Raw genomic sequence first — 24,928 nt, forward strand, 5'->3', positions numbered from 1 at the left:
CCTTGCTTTTTTTTCTAACTTTATTACTATATTACCATCACAAATATGAAGTAAATCACATCAGTAAATTTGTACACAAAAATACTTAATGATTTGCTGTAATAGGCGTACTTACCAAATAAAATACATAAACGAACAAAAAACATATAAAATGACATTTAAAGAGCTTATTCAGCAGGGCATCCCAACAGTACTTCCTGCGAAGAAAGATTATGACGCCACAATAAACCACGCTCCTAAACGCAAGGAAATTCTTTCTGATGAAGAGAAAAAATTAGCATTAAAAAATGCATTGCGTTATTTTGAACCTGAACATCACGCAACTTTATTGCCAGAGTTCAAAGAAGAATTAGAAAAGTATGGACGTATTTATATGTATAGATTTCGTCCTGACTATAAAATATATGCAAGACCTATTGATGAATATCCAGGAAAGTCATTGCAAGCAAAAGCTATTATGCTAATGATCCAAAATAATTTGGACTACGCTGTAGCACAACATCCACACGAATTAATCACTTATGGTGGTAATGGAGGTGTATTCTCAAACTGGGCTCAATATTTACTAACAATGAAATATTTATCTGAAATGACAGATGAACAAACATTAGTAATGTATTCTGGTCACCCTATGGGATTATTCCCTTCTCATAAAAATGCACCACGTGTTGTGGTTACAAATGGTATGATGATTCCTAATTATTCAAAACCAGATGACTGGGAAAAATTTAATGCATTAGGAGTTACACAATATGGACAAATGACTGCTGGTAGTTATATGTATATTGGACCTCAAGGTATCGTACACGGAACAACCATTACAGTGTTAAACGGAGGTAGAAAAATAGCGAAAAATGGCGAAAGCTTAGCTGGTAAATTATTTATTACTTCTGGTTTAGGAGGAATGAGTGGAGCTCAACCTAAAGCAGGAAATATTGCTGGCTGTATTACTGTTTGTGCTGAAGTAAATCCTAAAGCAGTTCATACAAGACATTCTCAAGGATGGGTTGATGAAGTGATTACAGATCTTGATGAATTAGTAACAAGAGTTAAGAAAGCACAAGATGCAAAAGAAATTGTTTCTATTGCTTACCAAGGAAATATTGTAGAAGTATGGGAGAAATTTGATGAAGTTGGCTTATATGTAGATTTAGGTTCTGACCAAACTTCTTTACACAACCCTTGGGCAGGTGGTTATTATCCTGTTGGATTGTCATTTGAAGAGGCTAATGATATGATGGCAAACAATCCTGTTGAGTTTAAAGAACACGTACAAGAATCTCTTAGAAGACAAGCTACAGCAATTAATAAACATACAGCTAAAGGAACGTACTTCTTTGATTATGGAAATGCCTTTTTATTAGAAGCTTCAAGAGCTGGGGCAGATATAATGGCAGAAAATGGAATTGACTTTAAATATCCAAGTTATGTACAGGATATTATGGGGCCAATGTGTTTTGACTATGGTTTTGGTCCTTTCCGTTGGGTATGTGCATCTGGAAATCCGGAAGATTTAGCTAAAACAGATGAAATTGCTTGTCAAGTTTTAGAAGAAATGATGGCTAACTCTCCTTTAGAGATTCAACAACAAATGGCAGACAATATTCGATGGATAAAAGGAGCTCAAGAAAATAAATTAGTTGTAGGTTCTCAAGCAAGAATATTATATGCCGACGCTGAAGGTAGAATTAAAATTGCAAAGGCTTTTAATGATGCTATTGAGGCAGGTAAAATCGGACCAGTTGTTTTAGGACGTGACCACCATGATGTATCAGGAACAGATTCTCCTTACAGAGAGACTTCGAATATCTATGATGGTTCTAAATTTACTGCTGACATGGCAATCCATAATGTAATTGGAGATAGCTTTAGAGGTGCTACCTGGGTTTCTATCCACAATGGTGGTGGTGTAGGCTGGGGAGAAGTTATTAACGGAGGTTTTGGTATGGTACTTGACGGTACTAAAGATGCTGAGAACAGATTAAAATCAATGCTGTTTTGGGATGTTAATAATGGTATAGCACGTAGAAGTTGGGCACGAAATGACGAGGCTATATTTGCTATTAAAAGAGCAATGGAAGCTGAACCATTATTAAAAGTTACTTTACCAAATATAGTAGACGAAAAACTTTTATAATATCAAAAAAATAAATCTTATGAAAACATTGAAATTATTACCCGTTGCTTTCATAATGCTGTTTGTAACCGCTTGTAGTAGTATACAGGTTACTTCTGATTATGACAAAGACGTAAACTTTAATAATTTGAAGACTTACGCTTTTTTTAAAGAAGGAATTGATCATGTTGAATTAAACGACATTGATAAGAAACGTATTCTAAATGCTATAGATCAAACTTTAACTGAAAAAGGGTTACAAAAATCAGATGCAAATCCTGACTTCTTAATCAATATTTTCACTAAGGCTCAAAAACGAGTTGATATTACAAATAACAACAATTTTTATTCACCATGGGGTTACTATGGATGGGGACCTTATTGGGGACCTAACAATACAACAGTAAGTACATCAACGCAAGGAATACTTTATATTGATATTTTAGATACAAAGAAAAAATCCCTTGTTTGGCAAGGAATAGGTACCGGGGTATTAGGTAAAAATTACAATACTGAAAAAAAAGAAGCTAAGATTAAAGAGTTTGCTCAAAAAATCTTAGAAAATTTCCCTCCAACTAAAGGGAAGTAATCTATTAAAATAAAAAAGGTCGGTGTAATAATTACACCGACCTTTTTGCTTTATAAGGTTAATTATATTTTAAAACAAACACAACTAATTATACAATAAAACAACTTAAAATTAAAGCGTTATTCTTTCTCAACAGCCAAAATATTTAATCTGTAAAAAAATTCATCTCATAAAAAACAAAAGTCACCAAATAAAACAACAAAAGAGGGCAATGTAAGCTTTTACATTGCCCTCTTTATATAATATACTCAATTACATCTATAAAAACATAATGAAATAAATCTTAAAAAACAGTAATGAACCATTAAAGCTCATTACTGTTTTTTTTGTTTATATAGTAAGCCTAAAAATTATTCTACTACAGTCAACTTAACAACTGCAGATTTCATAGATCTTAATGTATTTCCTTTAGAACTACCTTTTTCCCAGTTAACTTCTTTAGCATCTCCGTTAAAAACTAAGCTAGTCGCCTTGCCTTTTGCAGTGATTGCAGAGCTATTTATAGCAACTTTTTTATATGCTTTAGATGTACCTGCACCTAACACTTTATAGCTTATTTTCAGCTGAGCACTGTCCACAACACCTTTCTCATCTCTCTCTAATTTATCAAATGCACCACCCGCACCTAAGAAATATCCTATTTCTAACTTGATTACTTCATCTTGTAATCCGTCATTTATGATATTTCCATTCGCGTCTAATGTTACCATAGATGCAAAACTTTGTTGAATAACATAAGTAGCAGTCTTAGTTTGAGAAATCCAAATTGCAAAATTTTGTCCATTTATATTTTTAATTTCTTCTAATCCATACACCTCAGAAACAACAGATTCAGAAACATCTCCATACGTAAATTTACCACTACCTACAGGTTTTCCTCCAGACTTAACAACGATTTTCTGTACATCAGATTTTAATTCCTCAAAAGTTGCATAAACTTCATATTCACCTGGTCCAGCTCCATTAAGATTTAATCTTCCTGTTTTCATTTTAAAAGTTTGACCTAAGATATGAAAAACAGAATTCTCTACTAAATTTCCATTTTGATCTTTCACCTCAACGATGATTGGATTTCCTTCGTTCAAATCATTAAGATTTACAATTGTCAATACTAATTTGTTTGGAGCTTTGTCCTCAGCAACTACAACACTAACTTCATTACTTTTTCCATAACCTTCTTTCTCAGCAACGAATTTAACTGTACCAACTTTGTCAGCTTTCCAAACATCAGATGTTAATGCAGCCCCTCCTACTTGAGTAATTTTTACTCCAGAAACAGCAGCTTCACCATCAGTTACACTAAATTTAACTTCACCTCCAACAAAAACCTCTAATTTATCTGGTGTCAATACCAACGTTTTTTTATCTCCAGGAACTTCTTCTCCTTCTCCTTTAACAGTAATTTTTACAGCAGCACTGTCTTTAGCACCCTTTTTCTTAGCTACAACTTCAAATTCACCAGCTTTCTCAAATTTGTGAGGTGTGTAAATTTGCTCATCTCCAATAAAAAGCTCCGATCCTTTTTCTTCTTTACCATCTAAAGTAACTGAGAACTTTACAGACTCTCCTGCATTAATTTCAGTCTTATCAGCTTTAACCGCTAATTGACCTGCTTCTACTTTAACTGGTTCATCTGAATTGTCATCACTACTACAAGATGCTCCAAATGTAGCTAACCCTGCTACAGCTAAAAACATAAATAATTTCTTCATAAGTATTAGTTTATTAGTTAATTAATTCGATCACAAGATATAAACTTTTTTTCTTTTACAAAATATTAAGTTAAAAAATATCTTAATTAAGTTTTTAGAAAACATTATTAAAAGTAAAAACATTAAAATAAACACACTAAATAAAAGATATAATTAAAAAATTAACTCATTAATTAAAGTTAATACATTTCAAAAGTCTCAAACAAACTTAATTACAAAAAATATTAAAATAGTATCATTGGTAACTATTGCAAATCAAAAATTTAAATTCTAACAACAAGCCAAAAAAAATAACCAATAAAAGTACTAACTATTGTTTTTTACTATATTTACAATTAACATTAATAAATATCACATATGAAACCTCAAGAATATGAAAGCAATGAATTAATTGAAAGATTACCTAATCATTTAAAGCAATTTATCAAACCACAGAATTATGAAGATTATAATCCGATTAATCAAGCTGTATGGCGATATGTGATGCGTAAAAATGTTGATTATCTTTCTAAAGTTGCTCACGAATCATATCTTGAAGGTTTAGAAAAAACTGGTATTTCAGTTGAAAGTATTCCAAGTATGTATGGGATGAATCGTATCCTAAAAGAAATAGGATGGGCTGCTGTGGCAGTTGACGGTTTTATTCCACCCAATGCATTTATGGAGTTTCAAGCATATAAAGTTCTTGTAATTGCATCAGACATTAGACAACTTGAAAATATAGAATATACTCCTGCTCCTGATATTATTCATGAAGGTGCTGGTCACGCTCCTATTATTGCAAATCCAGAATATGCCGAATATTTAAGACGTTTCGGAGAAATTGGTTGTAAAGCCATTTCTTCTGGTCGCGACTATGAAATATATGAAGCAATACGTCTATTATCTATTTTAAAGGAAGCAGAAGGTGTTGATCAAAAAGAAATTGATGCTGCTGAAGAAAGAGTTGAGTACTTACAAAATAATGCAGGAGAACCTTCTGAAATGGCTTTAGTGCGAAATCTTCATTGGTGGACTGTTGAATATGGTTTAATCGGTGAGGTTAACAACCCTAAAATATATGGTGCTGGATTACTTTCTTCTATTGGAGAGAGCGCTTGGTGTATGACAGATAATGTAAAAAAGCTCCCTTATTCAATTGAAGCTGCTCAACAAGGGTTTGATATTACAAAACCTCAACCTCAATTATATGTTACACCTGATTTTGCTTATTTAAGTGAAGTTTTGGAAGAGTTTGCTAATAAAATGGCTTTGAGAAAAGGAGGTTTAATGGGAATTAAAAAGCTAATTGATTCTAAAGCTTTAGGGACTATTGAATTAAATACTGGTATACAAATTTCTGGAGTTTTCACAAGAGTTATAGAGGATGAAGGGAAACCTGCATACGTACAAACAACAGGTAAAACGGCATTAGCATATAGAGAAAAAGAATTAGTAGGCCACGGTACAGAAACACATCCTCACGGCTTTGGAACAGCTTTAGGTAGACTAAAAGGAATCAACCTTGCTATTGAAGATATGAGTCCTCGTGACTTAAAAGCTTATAACCTATATGAAAACAAACCTGTAACCTTAGAATTTGAAGGAGGAATTACTGTTTCTGGAACAAATATTACAGGTATTAGAAATATTCATGGTAAAATCATCTTAATTAGTTTTAAAGACTGTACTGTTAAACATTACGATGAAGTATTATTCCAACCTGAATGGGGAACTTACGATATGGCCGTAGGAGCCAATATTATCTCAGCTTTCTCAGGTCCTGCTGACTACCACAGTTTCGATTTAATAAACCACGTACCATCATCTCATACTATTAAAGCTAAACGAGATGAACAAAGAATAAAATTAGAAAGCTTGTATGCCTCAATTCGAGAATATAGAGAGAAACAAGCTTCTTGTGATTTAAACAATGTTTTAGATATAGTTATCAACGAATATGCTAATGATTGGTTATTGTCAATAGAAATATTAGAGCTTGCTCATACTAACAACAATAACGAATTAACGGAAAAAGCAATGAGCCACCTGAAGTCTTTACAATTAAAAAGACCTGAGGTAGCTCACTTAATAAAAGATGGTATGTATATTATTTTAAATAATTTATAAAGCTAAATCCATCATTAAATCATTATCTGTACTTATTACATTACCTTGATACTCTAAAGTCCAACCTAATGTATTAGTCAAAATTAATATCTTGGAAAGTTCACTTATTAAACGATTCTCTGCATTCGTTTTTAAAGTGGACTTTTCTATTTTAGTTGCAATATCTTTTTTTATCTTTTGGTTTATTTTGTTGTAATCATCTCCTATAAAAGGATTGAATGTACTTTGTTCTACATCGTAAATCTTATAATCAGGATAAATTTGAACTTCTGCTTCTGGAATATATAACAATTGAACTACTTTCCTTTTCTCGTCTATTTGATATTTTAATTGACTTAAATCGTATGCTACTGTTGCTTTTGCATTCACTATGACTACAGCTTTCTTATCAAAAGAGAGTAAGTTTAAAAAATATTTCTGCTGATCTTTGTACGTCATTACTTGAGAGTAGTGGGCTTCTGTAACAACTAATTTACTTACGTTTTTCAATTGTTCTTGAATCAACATAGAATTGTACTGCATATTATCACTGTCCTTTTTAAAAAAAGAATTGTATAATATTGCACCTGAAAACATAAAAAACAACACTATAAATAGTGCATAAATAACTCTTAGTACTTTTCTCATAACTATCTAAAACTCATAAAGGGATATTTTTCTAACAAATAATCAATCTTAGCAATCAACGTATCTAAAAAAGCTAAATGTTGCTCAGCAGTAGGATTAAAAGGTCTATGATTAAGTCCTTTTTGAACCTCCTGAACCTTTTGCATAATAGTAATCATATCAGGATGTATGTATGTACTAACAAAGCGCTCCCAAATGTAATCAACAGCTTGTTCATTTGGATGCAACATATCAGCTTTATAAAAACGATAATCTCTCAACTCATCCATCATAATTTCATAAGATGGAAAATAATTAATACTATTAACTCCAACCTGTTCTATAGCATCATGTAATGCTGTAAACAATAAAGATTTGCTTCTTTGGTTTTCAACAATACCATCTTTAAAATGACGTACTGGAGAAATTGTAAAGATTATTTCTATCCCTGGATTAATTTCTTTTACTAATTTAATGATTTTCAAGTAACTATTTAGTAACTCTTGGTAAGTCAATAACCTTTTAGTAAAATTAGATTGTGGTATTTTATGACAATTAGCTACCACTACACCTGTTTCATTATGTTCATAAACCCAAGCGGTTCCAAAAGTAATAGCTATAACAGAAGACTCTTTTAAGGCTACTTGTAAATCAAATAACTTTACATTTAACTTAGTAACAATATCTTCTTGTTCTAATTCATTCATATCTGAATGAGCAATAAAAGAACTCCAAACTTCATTATGACAAAACACATCATCTTCAGTAAACTCGTATCCATTGCTGGCATATTCTAAAATACGCTCAATAGCAATAGGATGGAATAAGATCCCAAAAGGATTTACTATACTTTGAAATTGAAATGATTTAAACTTCTCACTCATATTCACAGCAAAACAAGAACCTAATGACACTATTTTATCATTATATGTTATTGGCTTCTTTACTGATTTTATAGGAACTACTGTACTAAACTTCATAAGTTGAAATAATTAAGTATAAAAAAAGATTCTCAATGAGAATCTTTTTTTAATCAGTTTTTATTTTAAATAATCTTTAGCATGTAAAACAGCCTCCGCTATTCCTGCTGGATTCTTACCACCTGCAGTAGCAAAGAAGGCTTGACCTCCACCTCCACCTTGGATATACTTACCAAGTTCTCGTACTATTTGACCAGCATTTAATCCTTTTGTTTCTACAATCTCTTTTGAAACATAACAAGTCAACATTGGTTTATCATTACTAACACTTCCAAATAACACAAACAGATTAGTGAATTCATTACCTAATTCATAAGCTAAATCTTTTGCTCCAGATGCATCTAAATCTACCTCAACAGCTAAGAAAGAAACTCCATCAACTTCTTGAATTTGTCCTTTCAATTCTCCTTTAAGGTTTTTAGCTTTTTCTTTCAACAACTGCTCTACTTGTTTTTTCAACTTAGCATTTTCATCTTGCAAAGAAACTACTGCTTTCAAAGTATCTTGTGGATTCTTTAAAACTATTTTAAGCTCTTTTAACGTATCTTCTTGTTCTGTATAGAAATTACGTGCTGCCTTGTTAGTTATAGCTTCAATACGACGAATACCCGCTGCAACAGCTCCTTCACTAACAATTTTAAACTGCCAAATGTCTGCTGTATTATTTACGTGTGTTCCTCCACATAATTCCATACTCTCTCCAAAACGAATAGCACGAACCTCATCTCCATATTTCTCTCCAAATAATGCCATAGCTCCTTCTGCAATAGCTTGAGCCATTGGAATACTTCTACGTTCAACTAAAGGCAATTGCTCATGAATGCGATCATTTACAAAATCTTCAACTTGTTGTAACTCTTCTTCTGTAACTTTAGCGAAATGTGAAAAGTCAAAACGCAAGTGAGAAGGAGATACTAACGAACCTTTTTGCTCAACGTGAGTACCTAATATTGTACGCAATGCCTGGTGTAACAAGTGTGTTGCAGAGTGATTTGCCATTGAAAGCTTTCTTGCCTCTACATCAACTTTTGCTACTAAACTTGCATTTACATTACTTGGTAATTCTTTTACTATATGTAGAATTAAGTTATTCTCTTTTTTCGTGTCAATCACTTTAATAGTTTCATTAGCTGAAACTAAAACTCCGCAATCACCTACTTGTCCTCCTCCTTCTGGATAGAACGGAGTAGCATCTAATACGATTTGGAATAACTTACCATCTTTTTTACTATCAATTTTTCTATAACGAGTAATCTTAACGTCATTCTCTAATTGATCATATCCAACGAACTGCTCAACATTTCCAGACACTAACATTGTCCAGTCATCTGTAGATACTTCTGAAGCAGCACGAGAACGATTCTTTTGTTCTGTCATTGCAGCATCAAAACCAGCTTCATCAAGTTCTAATCCTTTTTCACGTAAGATTAATGCTGTTAAGTCAATTGGAAAACCAAAAGTATCGTATAATTCAAAAGCTTTAGCTCCAGAAACAACTTTACCTTCTGTTTGTGCAATTACATTGTCTAATAAGTGTAATCCTTGTTCTAATGTTCTTAAGAAAGAAGCTTCTTCTTCTTTAATTACATTCTTAACTAAGTCTCTTTGGCTTGTAATCTCAGGGAAGAAATCTCCCATTTGAGTACTCAACACATCAACTAATTGGTAAATAAATGGTTCTTTCTTATTTAAGAAAGTGAATGCATAACGAATAGCACGACGTAAAATACGACGGATTACATATCCTGCACCATTATTTGACGGCAACTGCCCATCTGCAATTGCAAAAGCAACTGCTCTTACGTGGTCAACGATAACACGAATTGCAATATTTACCTTATCTTCTTCCTCATTAGCAGCCTTTATAGTGTATTTAGCTCCAGTTAATTCAGAAACCTTAGCAATTAATGGCGTGAACACATCTGTATCATAGTTTGATTGAACTCCTTGTAAAACCATACAAAGACGTTCAAACCCCATACCTGTATCTACGTGTTGTGCTGGTAATTTCTCTAAAGAACCATCTGCTTTACGATTAAACTCCATAAATACATTATTCCAAATCTCAACTACTTGAGGATGGTCTGCATTTACTAAATCTTTACCTGCTATTTTTGCTTTCTCTTCAGCTGAACGAATATCTACGTGAATTTCAGAACATGGTCCACAAGGCCCTTGATCTCCCATTTCCCAGAAATTATCTTTCTTGTTACCCAAAAGAATTCTATCTTCAGAAATTAATCCTTTCCAAATATCATAAGCTTCTTGGTCAAATGGAACATTCTCTTCCTTGCTACCTTCAAAAACAGTAACATAAAGAATGTCTTTCGGTATTTTATATACCTCTGTTAACAATTCCCATGCCCAATTAATAGCTTCTTTCTTGAAATAATCACCAAAACTCCAGTTCCCTAACATCTCAAACATAGTATGGTGATAAGTATCAATACCTACCTCTTCTAAGTCATTGTGTTTTCCTGATACACGTAAACATTTTTGAGTATCAGTGATACGATTACTTTTTGGCTTGGCGTTCCCTAAGAAATATTCTTTAAACTGGGCCATCCCAGAGTTATTAAACATTAAAGTTGGATCGTCTTTCAAAACGATCGGAGCAGAAGGAACAATTAAATGTTCTCTTTCTTCAAAAAAGCTTAAAAACTTCTGACGAATTTCTTGTGATTTCATATCCTATGGAAACTAAATTTATCTATTCTATTGTTAATATAAAGCTATTCTTTTACTTGTTAAACATTTTGTAAATTAGTGAATAACCTTTTTCTTTTATCTATCCTTGTTGACTTAAAACATCAATAAACCAAAAACATTTTTTAAATTTGTTAGCTAACGATATTTAAAAACTGAAGGATTAAAAAATTTTAGTGCAAAAATAGTGTTTTTTTAAAATATGGCTAAGGTAAAATATTATTACGACCCCGAAAAATTAGCGTTCCTAAAAATACGCCCAAAAAAGTTCAAACAAATAAGTAATATTTTCTTATTTATCTTGTCTGCAGCTATTTTTGGTGTTTTAGGCCTATTTGTCATGATCAATACAAACATATTACAAACGCCTAAAGAAAAAAAGCAAGAAAGAGAACTTGCTGAGTTTAAAACAAATTATGTTCTACTAAATAAAAAATTAGACCTTGTAGCTGAAGTTCTTGATGAATTAGAAGTTAGAGACAACGATATTTACCGTGCTTATTTTAATACTTCACCAATTCCTGAAGAACAACGAAAATCGGGCTTAGGAGGAATAAACAGATATCGTTCTTTTGTTGGCTTAAATAATGAAAAACTCTTAACAGAAACAAATATGAAGATTGATCAGCTAACAAAACAAGTTGCTATTCAATCTGAATCGTTAGATGACATCATCGAGTTAGCTAAAAAGAAAGAAGAATTTCTCGCTTCTATTCCTGCAATTCAACCTGTAAAAAATGAAGATTTGAAAAGAATGGCTTCAGGTTATGGATACCGAAGTGACCCTTTTACAAAGATTAAAAAATTCCACGCTGGTATGGATTTTTCTGCAGAAATAGGCACTCCTATTTTCGCAACAGGAAATGGAAAAATAATTAGAGCTAATAATGAATTATCAGGATATGGTAATCTTATTGAAATAGACCACGGTTATGGATACTTAACAAGATATGCCCACTTAAGCAAATATAATGCAAGAGCTGGACAAACCGTTAAACGTGGAGACATAATCGGATACGTAGGTAGTAGTGGTCGTAGTTCAGGACCACACTTACACTATGAAGTACATTATTTAGGAAATGTAGTAAACCCTCTTAATTACTATTACGGCGAAATTTCAGCTAAAGAATTTGAGCTTATGGCACAAGAGGCTAACCAAGAAAATCAATCACTTGACTAATGGAATTAAATTTACCTGACAAACGTTATTACAGCATTGGAGAGCTTGCAAAAGCTTTTAATGTAAATGCTTCCTTATTGCGCTTTTGGGAAAAAGAATTTGATATAATCAAGCCAAAGAAAAATGCTAAGGGAAACCGTATGTTCACTCCTCAAGATGTTGAGAACTTACAATTAATCTATCACCTTGTGAAAGAAAGAGGATTTACTCTTGATGGTGCAAAAGATTACCTTAAAAGCAAACCAAAAGAAATTGCAGACAATTTCGAAATTATAAAAAAGTTAGAGGGAATTAAGAATGCCCTTATTAATATTAAAAATGAACTTTAAACAGTAAAAACAAATGAAAAAAGCTTTAGTACCTATCGTCGTATTAGTTGTAATCTTTATCGGTCTATTTAGTTATGGAGTTGGTATCAAAAACAACGCTTTAGAATTAACACAAACAGAACAAAAACAATGGGCTGATGTTCAAACAGCTTACCAAAGAAGAAACGACCTTATCGGTAACCTTGTGAAAACTGTACAAGGGGCAGCTAATTTTGAAAAAAGCACTTTAGAAAGCGTTATTAATGCTCGTGCTAATGCTACTAAAGTAACTATTGACCCAACAAATATGACTCCTGAAAACTTTGAGCAATTCAATAAAGCACAAAGTCAGTTATCTTCAAGTCTTTCAAAGTTATTAGTGGTTTCTGAAAACTATCCTGAATTAAAGTCAAATACTAACTTCTTGAAATTACAAGATGAAATTGCAAGTACAGAAAATACTATTCAAACTCAAAGAATACGTTTTAACGATGCAGTAATGAATTACAATAACTATGTATTAAGATTCCCTAATTCTGTTTTCGCTGGTATGTTTGGCTATAAAGAAAAATCTTTCTTTAATGCTGTTGAAGGTGCTGAGAAACCAGTAGAAGTTAACTTTGAATTTTAATTATGGCTACGATCTCTGATTTTTTATCTACTGCAGATGAAAATGAAATCATAAAAGCTATAGAGCAAGCAGAAAAAAATACTTCAGGCGAAATAAGAGTTCACATAGAAACTTCTACTAAAAAAGAAGCTATGCAAAGAGCGCAGGAAGTATTTTTTGAATTAGACATGAATAAAACATCACAACAAAATGGTGTTTTGTTTTATATCTGTATCAACTCAAAAGCTTTCGTAATCTTAGGAGATAAAGCAATAGACGAGAAAGTCAAAAACGAAAACTTTTGGGAAGGAACTAAAGAACTTGTTATTAATCACTTTAAACAGGGATTATATAAACAAGGACTTATATATGGCATCCTTAAAGCAGGTAGTAAATTAAAAGTGTATTTCCCTTCACAAGGAGATAACAAAAACGAATTACCAAACGAAATTTCAAAAGCATAGCACTTATGATGCAACTAACAAAAAAAGTATATCATTTCTTTTTTACGGCAGTATTCTTATTACTATCGCAAGTAAACTATGCTCAATTTGATATCCCTGCTAAGCCTTCTCGCTCTGAACAAACTTTAGTCTATGACTATGCTAATTTATTAGATGGAGGACAAAGAAAACAACTTGAGCGAAAACTAATTGATTATAGCAATGAAACCTCAACACAAATTCTTGTTATTGTCATCCCATCTCTACAAGGAGAAAACATAGGTTTGCTTGGTCCACGTTGGGGACATGAATGGGGAGTTGGTCAAAAAGGAAAAGATAATGGGGTAGTTATTCTAATGGCAGTAAAAGATCGCCAAATCGGTATTTACCCTGGTTATGGAGCAGAAGAGAAAATTACTGCAGGTCAAGGAGGAGACCTTATTAGAAGTAGAGTAATTCCAAATTTTAAAGCTGGAGATTACTACGGAGGTATCAATGAGACCGTTGATGGGGTAAGTGAGATGCTATTAGGAACATATACTAATGACAATCCTACTCGGTTAGAAGGTGATAACGAAGTTGGTGGATTAGGCTGTTTATTTTTAATTATCATTATCATATTCTTAACCATTATATTCAGTAAAAATAATGGGGGAGGAAATGGCGGTGGCGGTCGTGGAAAAAGAAGCTTTGGAAGTGACTTAGCTGATATTATCATATTAAGCAATATGGGCCGACGTAGTGGCGGAAGTAGCTGGGGTGGAGGCTTCGGTGGCGGAGGCGGCTTCGGCGGTGGTGGAGGCGGTGGCTTCGGTGGTTTTGGCGGAGGAGGATTCTCTGGTGGAGGATCAAGCGGAAGCTGGTAACCTAACACAAATAATATTATTGCAAACAATATATAAAACAACAAAGGGCAGATAATTCTGCCCTTTGTTGTTTTATATATTAGTATATCTATCATTTCACTACATTCTCATTGAGCGCATCGAACGCATACCTCCTCTTCCTTTTCCTCCTTTACCTGCAAATTCATTTAATTTATAAGTCAAAGAAAACATTACATATCTCTTTAATACTAAACTCTCTGAATCTACGATTTGCATCGGATCAATTGTTCTTCTTGAACTAGTATTTTGATTTAATAAATCATACACTTTAACTTTTGCTCTAAATTTCTTTTTAAAGAATTCATAAGCTAAACTTACATTCCACATATAGAAATCACGTTTAAACCCCTTAGCTATTTGTGAATTATAAGTGTATGCAAAATCATTTCCGAAAATAATACTCTTAGGCCAATAAGAAGTCGTCTGTAAGTTAAACCTGTGCGTAAAATTACTTGCTTTATCTACAGAGAAGTTAGTATAACTACTTGAATAGTGATTGTAAGTATAAGAAGGTCTTAAAGTAAGAAAATCACCATAATCATAAGTCAAATAGACTCTTGGCGAAATAGTATTTGAAGTTGCATCGTAAGTTTCGCCATCTATATATCCTTTACTTATTGATTGATTAAAACGCACTCCTACTCCATATCGTAAACTATGCTCTTCCCACTTATTACTTCGATACCAATCACCTGAAACAGACCATTGATAATTACCTGATATATTTTTAAAAGTAGATATACTCTTTCTATCTTCATCATACTCTACAGCACTTACAATACTATTATTATAAATTGTTGTACTTGCCGAAATTGTATAACCTGCTCGAGTTTGAAAATCATACGAACGATAACTCATATTAATATTATGAGTCCCAGTTGGTTTTAAATCAGGATTACCTATAGACGTATTAAGGGGATTCGAAATATCTGTAATATCTAACAGTTGAGCTGCACTTTGATATGTTACATTGTAATTATAAAATCCAAAAATATTGTTCTTTTTACTAAGTTGATAATTAAACAATGCATTAATATTAGGATCAATATAATACTTATCTAAACTATACGTCTTAGCATTATATAAAGCACTTGCTGAATTCTTCACAATCTTTGTTCGCGTCATTAAATTTGCATTAAACTTACTCTTAACAAGAGTGAAATTTACAAAAGGTACAACCTCATTTTGTACTGTATTATAATGATTTGTCTGTAATGTATTTAATTCGCTATACCCACCAGTAAGTTCACTAAAATCATAAACCTTTAAATCTGAAATAGATTGATTTCGATTCCAATTAGAACCGAATGACACAACCAATGAATCTGTAATCGGTTGACTATACTCTACAGATATTCCATAATTATCTGAGGAATTAATGCTTTTTTGATATTGTTTACGCTCATCATCTTCTTTCTCTGATTGATAAAACTTCGTATCAGATTCTGACAAAATATCATTGTTGCTATTACTATTAGAATTAGTTAATTCAATACTTAAAAACTGCCCTGTTTTTTTAAAGTTTCTAATATAACGTACAGAACTTCCAAAATTATAAGAATCTCCTACAGTATAAGAACGTGAATTGCTTTCATTCAACAATTCTCCCTTTTCATCAAAAGACACTTGATCGCTTATACTATTTGAATAATTATGACTTTTATTAAAAGTAGGACTAAAATAAAACGCATCTTTATCACCTGTGTAATCTACAGACACATTTCCTCTATGCCCTTCACTCCCACTATTGCTTGATGAATTTGATTTATTCGTAAACTCTCCTGAAGGAAGAAACTTCGTAATTATAGACTTATTCCAATTCTCTACTTCAGCAAAATTATAATTATAACTACCGTTTACATTTAACTTATCAGAAACATTCTCAACAAAATTGACTCCAAGCATCCTTGACTCTGTAATGCCTCCTGAAGACCTACCGGTACGCATATTATCAAAGACTTCATTCATAGAGAAACCACTTGCGTTTATGTTATTTGCAGATCCTACGACACTTACTTGTCGACGCTTATTGAAGCTATTTAAGAACAAAGCACTTTCATAACGATCATTTGACCCATATCCTGCAGATACTCGCCCAAAATACCCTTTATTTTTATCCTCGTCAATGGTGATATTAATACTCGCATCATTTGTCTTACTTCTTTCTTTTGTAAAACGTTCTTTTTTAGACTTTTTATCTGTTACTTGTACTTTTTTAATGATATCAGATGGTAAGTTTTCAAGAGCAATCTGCCCATCTTCATTAAAAAAAGGTTTCCCATTCACTAGTATTTCGTTGACAGCCTTTCCATTTACTGTGATTTTTTTATTCTCATCTATCTGAACTCCTGGCAACTGTTTTAATAGCTCCTCTAAATTAGCATCTGGTCTTACCTTAAATGAAGAAGCATTAAACTCCAAAGTGTCTTTCTTAATGCGAATTGGTGGTGCTTCAGCAACAATTACAAGCTCATCTAAATTCTGACCATACTCTTTTAAGATGATATTTTTTAAATCAACTTCTTGCTCTATTCCTTCTTTAAACGTTTTAGAGAACTCTTTAAAACCAATCATTGAGGCTTTAAATACAACAGGTGTATTTACCTTATTAAACTTCAAATCAAAATAGCCTTTTAAATCACTTACAGTATATTCAACCAAAGTTGAATCCTTCTCCTTAGATAAGAAAATTGTAACGGCTTCAATAGGATTATTTAACGAATCAACTACTCTCCCTTTAATAGACGTAGTATTCTGAGCTAATAAACTTACAGATGTAAGTATAAACAGTAAACAAAATATATTTTTCATAATAAAAAAGCGGTCTTTGTATTAACACAAAGACCGCTTAGAATATTGTTCAAGTTGAAACTTATTATTTCTGACGGAAATAAATATCGATTGGCACACCACTAAAGTTGTACATTTCTCTTAACTTGTTTTCAATATATCTCTTATAAGGATCTTTGATATATTGAGGCAAGTTAGCAAAAAATACGAACTGAGGCGTATCTGTAGGCAATTGCATACAGTATTTAATCTTGATATACTTTCCTTTAATTGCTGGAGGTGGAGTATGCTCAATAATTGGCAACATCGCTTCGTTAAATTTCGAAGTAGAAATACGTTGTTTTCTATTTTCAAAAACCTCAACAGCTGCTTCCAACGCTTTTAATAAACGTTGTTTTGTAATTGTAGAAGTAAAGATAATTGGCACATCTGTAAATGGAGCAATCTCTTCGCGAATTTTCTCTTCAAACTGTTTAGCAGTCATTGTATCCTTGTCAATAAGATCCCACTTATTCACTAAAATAACAACTCCTTTTCTATTCTTCTCAGCTAACCAAAAAATACTTTGATCTTGTCCTTCAAATCCACGAGTAGCATCAATCATTAAGATACAAACGTCACTATGTTCAATAGCACGTACAGATCTCATAACAGAATAAAACTCTAAATCTTCTTTTACTTTTGCTTTTCTTCTAATACCTGCAGTATCTACAATATTAAAATCGAAACCAAATTGTGTAAAACGAGTGTCAATTGAATCACGAGTAGTACCAGCAATATCTGTAACGATATATCTATCCTCCCCGATTAAAGCATTAATAAAACTTGACTTACCAGCATTAGGTCTTCCAACCACTGCAAATCTTGGTAACTCATCTTCTTCTGCTTCAACTTCCTCTTCTACTGGTAATGCCTCAACAACAGCATCTAATAAATCTCCTGTCCCACTACCACTAATACTTGCAAATGGATAAATTTCTCCTAATCCTAAATTGTAGAATTCGAAAGTATCATCCATACGTTTAGCACTATCAACTTTGTTTACTGCAACAAGAATAGGCTTTGTTTCTTTACGTAATAAACGTGCAACTTCTTCATCCATTGGAGTAATTCCTTGCTCCACGTCTACCACAAATATAATTACGTCTGCCTCGTCAATTGCAAGACTTACCTGACGTCTAATTTCTCCTTCGAAAATATCCTCAGAACCTTTTACGTATCCTCCTGTATCAATAACAGAGAATTCACGTCCATTCCATTCTGACTTGCCGTAGTTTCTATCACGTGTTACACCACTAACCGAATCTACGATAGCATCTCTTCTTTGAATCAAACGATTAAAAAAAGTTGACTTCCCTACGTTTGGTCTACCAACTATGGCTACTATACTACTCATAAATATCTAAATATGTCGCAAAGTTAGTATTTCAATGCGATATTTTAATTATAATTTTACTATTCCTTATTTCTTTTGATTGTATCCGAAACGACGCAACTGAAAATCGTTTGTTCTCCAATCTTTATTCACTTTCACAAACAACTCTAAGTGTACCTTTTTCAAAAAGAATTTTTCCATTTCTTCTCTTGCGGCAATACCTACTTTTTTAAGTGCAGATCCTTTATGTCCAATGATAATCCCTTTCTGACTATCACGTTCAACCATAATAACAGACTTAATGCGGATGATATTTTCCTCTTCTTTAAACTCTTCCACTTCTACTTCTACAGCATAAGGAACCTCTTTGTCATAGTTTAAAAGTATTTTCTCTCTGATAATCTCACTTACAAAGAAACGCTCAGATTTATCTGTTAATGAATCTTTAGGATAATAAGGAGGTGAAACTGGCAACAATTCTACAATACGATCAAACACAGTTTGCGTATTGAATTTCTCTAAAGCAGAAATTGGAATAATCTCAGCGTTAGGAACCTTAGTTTGCCACATTTGCATTTGTTCTTCTAACTGTTCTTGGTTAGATCTATCAATTTTGTTTAATAACAACAGAATTGGCGTACTTGTTTTAGTGATACGATTAAAGAACTCTTCATCTTTCAATTCCTTCTCACCTATCTCTACCATATAAATTAATAGATCGGCATCTTCAAATGCAGACTTCACAAAGTCCATCATAGACTGTTGCAATTCGTATGCAGGTTTAATTATACCAGGTGTATCAGAAAACACAATTTGATGATCATCTCCATTTACAATTCCTAAAATTCTGTGTCTAGTTGTCTGTGCCTTAGAGGTGATAATTGAAAGTCTTTCACCTACTAATGCGTTCATTAACGTTGATTTTCCTACATTAGGATTACCTATAATGTTTACAAAACCTGCTTTATGCGTCATATTTAATTTATTTTCTGGCGCAAAGGTAGTTTATATCAACGACATAGGAAAAATAAAAATATAAAAGCAGAATAAATTTGTCATTCTAAATAATCATCTTATATTTGCACCACTATATCGCGGGATAGAGCAGTAGGCAGCTCGTCGGGCTCATAACCCGAAGGTCACAGGTTCGAGTCCTGTTCCCGCTACTAAGTAAGCCACTTCAAATGAAGTGGCTTTTTTTATGCTTATACTTTTATACTTAGTAAAATCATCTTTCTTAATTCGCACTTTTTCAAAAACAGCGTAAACTTTACATCACGTACTGAGATATACAAGTGTATTCCCTACAAATTATCGATTTTATATCACTTCATTTATCCTTACTTTATATCACTTCTAATTCAATATTATACGTCAAATCAATTTATGAACAGCTATAGCTTATAAAACAAGCTTTAACATTTAAAAACAAAATTACTCTTACAAACTACAATACAACAACTTATAAAACCAAAAATGTTAAACTTCAACTATTACAGAATATTAATCCCCTTTAGTTGCTCTTTTTAGAATAATTCATTCTATATTTGTACCACAATAGCGCGGGATAGAGCAGTAGGCAGCTCGTCGGGCTCATAACCCGAAGGTCACAGGTTCGAGTCCTGTTCCCGCTACTAAGCAAGCCACTTCATTCGAAGTGGCTTTTTTTATTTTACCATATACCATAAAAAAAGCTGTTATATAAAATACAACAGCTTTTACTTAAAACTATATACACAAAAAGGATATATCCTTTATCTTCTTTCTACGGTTCCCAAATAATACGAGTTAAGAAATCCATCTTCATTTCTTTATAACTTGACAATGGTATCCCTGTAACAAAACCTACCGCAAGATTATGCAATAAAGCAACTTTTATCTGTGGGTGTAATACATATTGGAATCTATCTTGTCTGAAATCAATATTATTCTCAATACCAATAAAGTTCTTAGAATTAGGTAAAACATAAAGTAAACTCGCATTAATTGTACCTAACACACGTGTCTCTCCTGTATCAAATGTATTCTCAAATACTGGTCCACCAAATACCATTGCATTGAAATTATTAAACTTCTTAGCAACAACTAAAATAGGATTCATTCGCATTCCTGTAAAAAACTTCCCATCACCATCTAATTTCTTCAAGTAGTTCATTTCAAATTCGTGAATATAAGCTACTGCCATCGAAGTCTGAGCTTTTTCATTTACCAAGAAAGTATATTGAGTAGCTAATTTTATCCCTTCTATTCGATTATTAGGAATCATTTGATTTCCTATCCCCTTTTCTTTACTATTAAAAGAAAATGGAATCTCTACTTCTACTCCTAACCTATTAGCAACAGCCCATTCATATTCAATAAATCCAAAATACTCGTTATAATGTTTATGATCTGCAACACCAAACCCCATATTGAACTCTGCCTCTCCCTTTCGAGCACCTAAATCTCTCATCAAATCATTAAACAAAGGCTCTGCGTGTTCAACTTTAGGTAGTAACTTCTTTTCTCCGCTTAGACTATCTTTTGCTTCTTGAGCAATACTAACATACCCTATAAATAAAAAAAGCACTGATAGTGCTACTTGTAACTTCTTACTGTAATATCTCATTCAAATTATTTTGGCGCAAGTTACAATGCAAACCTACTTACTAAATAGTACAAATCTTTTCTATTCTAATACAAAACTTGAAATTCACAAACCTTAACTAATTAAAAATCAACAACACATAATTCTATCCTTTTTAAAAATAAGACAAATTACTCATTTTAAACAAGAGCTTTCTCTGATTCAAAAACAACACGACTCAAAAAAAAGTAAAATATTTCCTATCAATTCTTGCCAATTCAATTATTCGTACTATATTTGCACCACTATATCGCGGGATAGAGCAGTAGGCAGCTCGTCGGGCTCATAACCCGAAGGTCACAGGTTCGAGTCCTGTTCCCGCTACTAAGTAAGCCACTTCAAATGAAGTGGCTTTTTTTATGCTTATACTTTTCTTGTATACATTGTAAAGACTGATACAATATCACCTACTTTCTTCCTGCTTCAAGATCAAAATAAACTGCACTGCTCTCATTAATACTCATCCTTTTTAAAAATAAATACACTAATTCTATATTTTATTTTTAAAAAGATAAAAGTACAAGTACAAAAGCATCTATCTGATTCAATACACTTTACTTCAATTTAAACTCAACATTACCTCTTAAAAGTACTACTCAACAAGAACAATACACCGTCTTCAGGCATAGCCCTATTTTGTCAATTCAAATAATTATTCTACATTTGCACCACAATAGCGCGGGATAGAGCAGTAGGCAGCTCGTCGGGCTCATAACCCGAAGGTCACAGGTTCGAGTCCTGTTCCCGCTACTAAGCAAGACCACTTTCAAAAGAAGTGGTCTTTTTTATTTTTAATAAATAGCTTTATAACGCCTACTAACAACAAAAGGGAGTACTTTACAAGTACTCCCTTTGTTATTTTTACTCTTATGCTATTACATTAACTCTTCTTGGATTTGTTCCCACTCTTCCATTAAATCGTTAATTCTTTTTTTCTTTTTCTCATAATCACTGAAGAAAGCAGTGTCTTGTATTAACTTTTCATAGTCAACAGCCAAACGCTCGTCATCTTTAGCAACTTTCTTTTCAAGCTCGTTAATCTCACTCTCTATTTTGCTAATTCTATTTTGCAAAGACTTCTGTTTCTTTTGCTCATCATAGCTAAGTGTTTTTTCTTTCTTAACCTCACCTTTACTCTCTTTAACTGGAGCATCTGTTCGCTTCTCAATTTCACGCATATCTTGAGCATTTCTCTCTTCTAAGAAATAATTAATATCTCCTAAATACTCTCTAATACGTTGATCTTTGAACTCATAAACAAATTCCGTTAAACCTTGTAAGAAATCACGGTCGTGAGATACAAGCACTAATGTCCCTTTAAAGTTTAAAAGAGCATTCTTCAACACATTCTTAGATTTAATATCCAAGTGATTGGTCGGCTCATCCATTAAAAGTACGTTAATTGGCGACAACAACATTTTACATAGTGCAAGACGGTTTCTTTCACCTCCAGACAATACTTTTACTTTTTTCTCAACGTCATCTCCTCTAAACAAGAAAGAACCAAGCATATCACGTACCTTAACACGGTTGCTATCAGTTGCAGCATCTAACATTGTATCCAAAATAGTCTTTTCCCCATCAAGATAATCAGCTTGATTTTGTGCAAAATATCCTATTTGAACGTTGTGACCTAACTTAATACTTCCATCATACTCAAACTCGTTAATAATAGCTTTTATCAACGTTGACTTACCTTGCCCATTTTGTCCTACAAAAGCAATCTTAGAACCACGTTCAACAAGCAATGAAATATCTTTAAAGATTACTTTCTCTCCATACTTCTTAGTAACCTTATCTATCTCAAGAACTACTCTTCCTGGCTCAATACTTACAGGGAAAGAAATATTCATTACAGCATTATCATCTTCATCCACTTCAATACGCTCTACCTTATCTAATTTCTTAATTAAAGATTGTGCCATTGATGCTTTAGTCGCTTTATAACGAAACTTCTCAATTAACTTCTCTGTTTCCTCGATCTTCTTAGCTTGATTCTTCTGAGCTGCCAATTGCATCTCTCTAAGCTCTTCTCTTAATACTAAATACTCTGAATAAGGCTTATTAAAATCATATATCTTCCCTAATGAAATCTCAATCGTACGATTCGTTACATTGTCTAAGAACATCTTATCGTGAGAAATAATAACTACTGCGCCTGGGTAAGTTCTAAGGAATTGTTCTAACCAAATAATACTTTCAATATCCAAGTGGTTAGTAGGCTCATCCAGTAATAATACATCATTATTTTGAAGTAATAACTTAGCTAACTCAATACGCATACGCCAACCTCCAGAAAAAGTATCTGTAAGATTATTAAACTCTTCTCTTTTAAATCCAAGTCCTTGAAGAATACGCTCCGTATTTCCAACGTAATTATATCCTCCGATTAATTCAAAACGATGCGTTAAGTCACTTAACTTTTCTATTAATTCAGAATAAGAATCAGACTCATAATCCGTACGCTCAACTAAAGCTTTGTTCACTTTCTCTAATTCCGCCTCAACTTTTTTAATTTCAACGAATGCCTGATATGCTTCGTCTAATACCGTACGACCTGGCGTAAATTCAATATCCTGTCTTAGGAATCCAATGCGAAGATCCTTTTCCATCGCCAAACTTCCTGTATCAGGTTCCATATCCCCTGATAACAACTTCATCATTGTTGATTTTCCAGCTCCGTTTTTACCTACAAGACCAACACGGTCACCAGCTCCAATACGGAATGTTACATTCTCGAATAAAAATTCTCCAGAAAAAGAAACTGAAAGATTATGTATATTTAACATACTATGATTCTACTTAAGTTTAAATTTTTTATACCTATGAATTGACAAATTCTCTTCTAAAGGCATTTTATTTTCAATATTATTATATAATTTATCTGCTAAAAATGGTCCTAAAAGTACACCTCTTGTGCCCAGACCATTCATCACATGAATTCTATCTGACTGCAAACTTCTTCCTAAAAGTGGTCGTCTATCTTTAACCGTTGGTCTTACACCTGCACTATGCTGTACTACTTCAAAATCTAAGTCCACTACTTCTTTTAACCCAGCAATAAGTTCTTCTAAACCTTCTTTACTAACGTCATCTGTTTTATCTTCCCAATTATAAGTAGCACCTACTTTATAGTGATTATCTCCCAAAGGAATTAAAAAGACATTTGCTTTTAAGATAAAATCGATATTCAAATCTGGAATCTTTACGACCATAACCTCCCCCTTAGTTCCATCTAAAGGCAACTCTTTAAAGAATGGGTTATTCAACATTCCAAATCCTTCTGCAAACACAATATGTTTTGCTTCTATGTCCTTATAAACTACCTTTTCATTATCAAAACTTAGTTGATCAAAATCAAAAGCTTCTACACGATAGACTCCTTCTTGATGCAATAAAGCCCTATACTTACTTATTAATACTTTTGTATCAACATAACCAGTTTCATTTACGACACCAAAACCATAAGGAGAAAGTACTCCTTTGATTTCTTGACGATCTAAATTAGATGACAAATAACTCTCTAAATTAGGTCGATCTGCTGCTTGAAACCAATTATTTTGTTCCTCAATAGAAACAAGTCTACGATACAATGGTATTTCGTGCATAAATTTAGCACCCAATTTCTCCTCTAATTTAGCATAGAAAGGCTTTGCTATAGCTAATTGCTCACCTACTTTCCAAACTTCTGTAAAGCGTTTTAGCACTACAGGATTGTACATCCCTCCTGCTTGCAATGACGAAGAACGTTTTTCGTTATCTATAACAATAAAACTCTTTCCCTCGCTTGCTAACTTCTCTGTAAAACAGATACCAGCTAAACCAGTTCCAACTACAATATAATCTACCATAACATAAAGCATTAAAAAAGCTCTTATCTAATTTAATAGA

At 32.8% G+C, this 24,928-nt stretch carries 18 protein-coding genes and 4 tRNA genes; 12 read left to right on the top strand and 10 right to left on the bottom strand.

The window, feature by feature from the left end:
- The first annotated feature begins 151 nt into the window (after positions 1-151).
- Positions 152-2,137 (top strand): urocanate hydratase, encoded by a 1,986-nt coding sequence (locus tag GQS07_RS02445; protein ID WP_158209464.1) that lies wholly within the window; start codon positions 152-154, stop codon positions 2,135-2,137.
- A 19-nt stretch (positions 2,138-2,156) separates the two neighbouring features.
- The gene (locus tag GQS07_RS02450) at positions 2,157-2,705 is read left to right on the top strand and encodes a DUF4136 domain-containing protein (protein ID WP_158209465.1); all 549 of its coding nucleotides are present in this window, start codon (positions 2,157-2,159) and stop codon (positions 2,703-2,705) included.
- A 350-nt stretch (positions 2,706-3,055) separates the two neighbouring features.
- Here GQS07_RS02450 and GQS07_RS02455 read toward each other — a convergent pair whose 3' ends face one another.
- Positions 3,056-4,417 (bottom strand): hypothetical protein, encoded by a 1,362-nt coding sequence (locus GQS07_RS02455; protein ID WP_158209466.1) that lies wholly within the window; start codon positions 4,415-4,417, stop codon positions 3,056-3,058.
- Between the two features lie 357 nt (positions 4,418-4,774).
- Here GQS07_RS02455 and GQS07_RS02460 point away from each other — a divergent pair, with 357 nt between their 5' ends.
- Positions 4,775-6,526, top strand: a complete 1,752-nt coding sequence (locus GQS07_RS02460; protein ID WP_158209467.1) for an aromatic amino acid hydroxylase — start codon at positions 4,775-4,777, stop codon at positions 6,524-6,526.
- On the opposite strand, the gene GQS07_RS02465 is transcribed toward GQS07_RS02460, so the two are convergent.
- Genes GQS07_RS02465 through alaS form a run of 3 tightly spaced genes read right to left on the bottom strand, consistent with a single transcriptional unit; the run spans position 6,521 to position 10,800 of the window.
- Positions 6,521-7,153 (bottom strand): DUF4230 domain-containing protein, encoded by a 633-nt coding sequence (locus GQS07_RS02465; RefSeq protein WP_158209468.1) that lies wholly within the window; start codon positions 7,151-7,153, stop codon positions 6,521-6,523. The two genes, GQS07_RS02460 and GQS07_RS02465, sit on opposite strands and share 6 nt — an antisense overlap.
- A gap of 2 nt (positions 7,154-7,155) precedes the next feature.
- Positions 7,156-8,112: a GSCFA domain-containing protein gene (locus GQS07_RS02470; protein WP_158209469.1), complete on the bottom strand. Its 957-nt coding sequence runs from the start codon at positions 8,110-8,112 to the stop codon at positions 7,156-7,158.
- Between the two features lie 60 nt (positions 8,113-8,172).
- Positions 8,173-10,800, bottom strand: coding sequence for an alanine--tRNA ligase (gene alaS / locus GQS07_RS02475; RefSeq protein ID WP_158209470.1), 2,628 nt, complete (start codon positions 10,798-10,800; stop codon positions 8,173-8,175).
- 220 nt (positions 10,801-11,020) lie between these two features.
- Between alaS and GQS07_RS02480 the strand changes: the two genes are divergently transcribed.
- From GQS07_RS02480 to GQS07_RS02500, 5 genes are read left to right on the top strand one after another with little or no spacing between them, the layout of a single operon-like run.
- Positions 11,021-11,998, top strand: a complete 978-nt coding sequence (locus GQS07_RS02480; protein WP_090405107.1) for a M23 family metallopeptidase — start codon at positions 11,021-11,023, stop codon at positions 11,996-11,998.
- On the top strand, positions 11,998-12,327 hold the full coding sequence (locus GQS07_RS02485; RefSeq protein WP_090405104.1) for a MerR family transcriptional regulator: 330 nt from the start codon (positions 11,998-12,000) through the stop codon (positions 12,325-12,327). The genes GQS07_RS02480 and GQS07_RS02485 overlap by 1 nt, the downstream gene beginning before the upstream one ends.
- Positions 12,328-12,340: 13 nt before the next feature.
- Entirely contained in the window at positions 12,341-12,937 is a 597-nt protein-coding gene (locus GQS07_RS02490; protein WP_090405102.1) for a LemA family protein, read from the top strand.
- Between the two features lie 2 nt (positions 12,938-12,939).
- Positions 12,940-13,380, top strand: coding sequence for a TPM domain-containing protein (locus GQS07_RS02495; protein WP_158209471.1), 441 nt, complete (start codon positions 12,940-12,942; stop codon positions 13,378-13,380).
- A 5-nt stretch (positions 13,381-13,385) separates the two neighbouring features.
- Complete coding sequence (locus GQS07_RS02500) at positions 13,386-14,225, top strand: TPM domain-containing protein (protein WP_158209472.1); 840 nt, start codon at positions 13,386-13,388, stop codon at positions 14,223-14,225.
- Positions 14,226-14,324: 99 nt separating this feature from the next.
- Here the strand turns inward: GQS07_RS02500 and GQS07_RS02505 are convergent, their stop codons facing one another.
- From GQS07_RS02505 to era, 3 genes are all read right to left on the bottom strand, one after another.
- Entirely contained in the window at positions 14,325-17,057 is a 2,733-nt protein-coding gene (locus GQS07_RS02505; RefSeq protein ID WP_158209473.1) for a TonB-dependent receptor, read from the bottom strand.
- Between the two features lie 64 nt (positions 17,058-17,121).
- Entirely contained in the window at positions 17,122-18,432 is a 1,311-nt protein-coding gene (gene der / locus GQS07_RS02510) for a ribosome biogenesis GTPase Der (RefSeq protein ID WP_158209474.1), read from the bottom strand.
- A gap of 66 nt (positions 18,433-18,498) precedes the next feature.
- The gene (era, locus tag GQS07_RS02515) at positions 18,499-19,386 is read right to left on the bottom strand and encodes a GTPase Era (protein WP_090405088.1); all 888 of its coding nucleotides are present in this window, start codon (positions 19,384-19,386) and stop codon (positions 18,499-18,501) included.
- A 118-nt stretch (positions 19,387-19,504) separates the two neighbouring features.
- Here era and GQS07_RS02520 point away from each other — a divergent pair.
- Positions 19,505-19,577: transfer RNA gene (locus GQS07_RS02520), tRNA-Met, on the top strand.
- 395 nt (positions 19,578-19,972) lie between these two features.
- A tRNA-Met gene (locus GQS07_RS02525) sits at positions 19,973-20,045 on the top strand.
- Between the two features lie 131 nt (positions 20,046-20,176).
- On the opposite strand, the gene GQS07_RS02530 is transcribed toward GQS07_RS02525, so the two are convergent.
- A complete protein-coding gene (locus GQS07_RS02530) occupies positions 20,177-21,019 on the bottom strand; it encodes an HAEPLYID family protein (protein ID WP_158209475.1) in 843 nt (280 codons plus the stop codon).
- Between the two features lie 269 nt (positions 21,020-21,288).
- Between GQS07_RS02530 and GQS07_RS02535 the strand changes: the two genes are divergently transcribed.
- Together GQS07_RS02535 and GQS07_RS02540 are read left to right on the top strand one after the other, a co-directional pair.
- Positions 21,289-21,361 (top strand) — tRNA-Met (locus tag GQS07_RS02535).
- Between the two features lie 353 nt (positions 21,362-21,714).
- Positions 21,715-21,787: transfer RNA gene (locus tag GQS07_RS02540), tRNA-Met, on the top strand.
- Between the two features lie 125 nt (positions 21,788-21,912).
- Here GQS07_RS02540 and GQS07_RS02545 read toward each other — a convergent pair.
- Together GQS07_RS02545 and GQS07_RS02550 are read right to left on the bottom strand one after the other, a co-directional pair.
- Positions 21,913-23,826, bottom strand: coding sequence for an ABC-F family ATP-binding cassette domain-containing protein (locus GQS07_RS02545; RefSeq protein ID WP_158209476.1), 1,914 nt, complete (start codon positions 23,824-23,826; stop codon positions 21,913-21,915).
- Positions 23,827-23,835: 9 nt separating this feature from the next.
- Positions 23,836-24,900: an NAD(P)/FAD-dependent oxidoreductase gene (locus GQS07_RS02550; protein ID WP_090405079.1), complete on the bottom strand. Its 1,065-nt coding sequence runs from the start codon at positions 24,898-24,900 to the stop codon at positions 23,836-23,838.
- Positions 24,901-24,928: the final 28 nt, after the last annotated feature.

The sequence above is a fragment of the Myroides phaeus genome (assembly GCF_009799805.1).
GTDB lineage: Bacteria > Bacteroidota > Bacteroidia > Flavobacteriales > Flavobacteriaceae > Flavobacterium > Flavobacterium phaeum_A.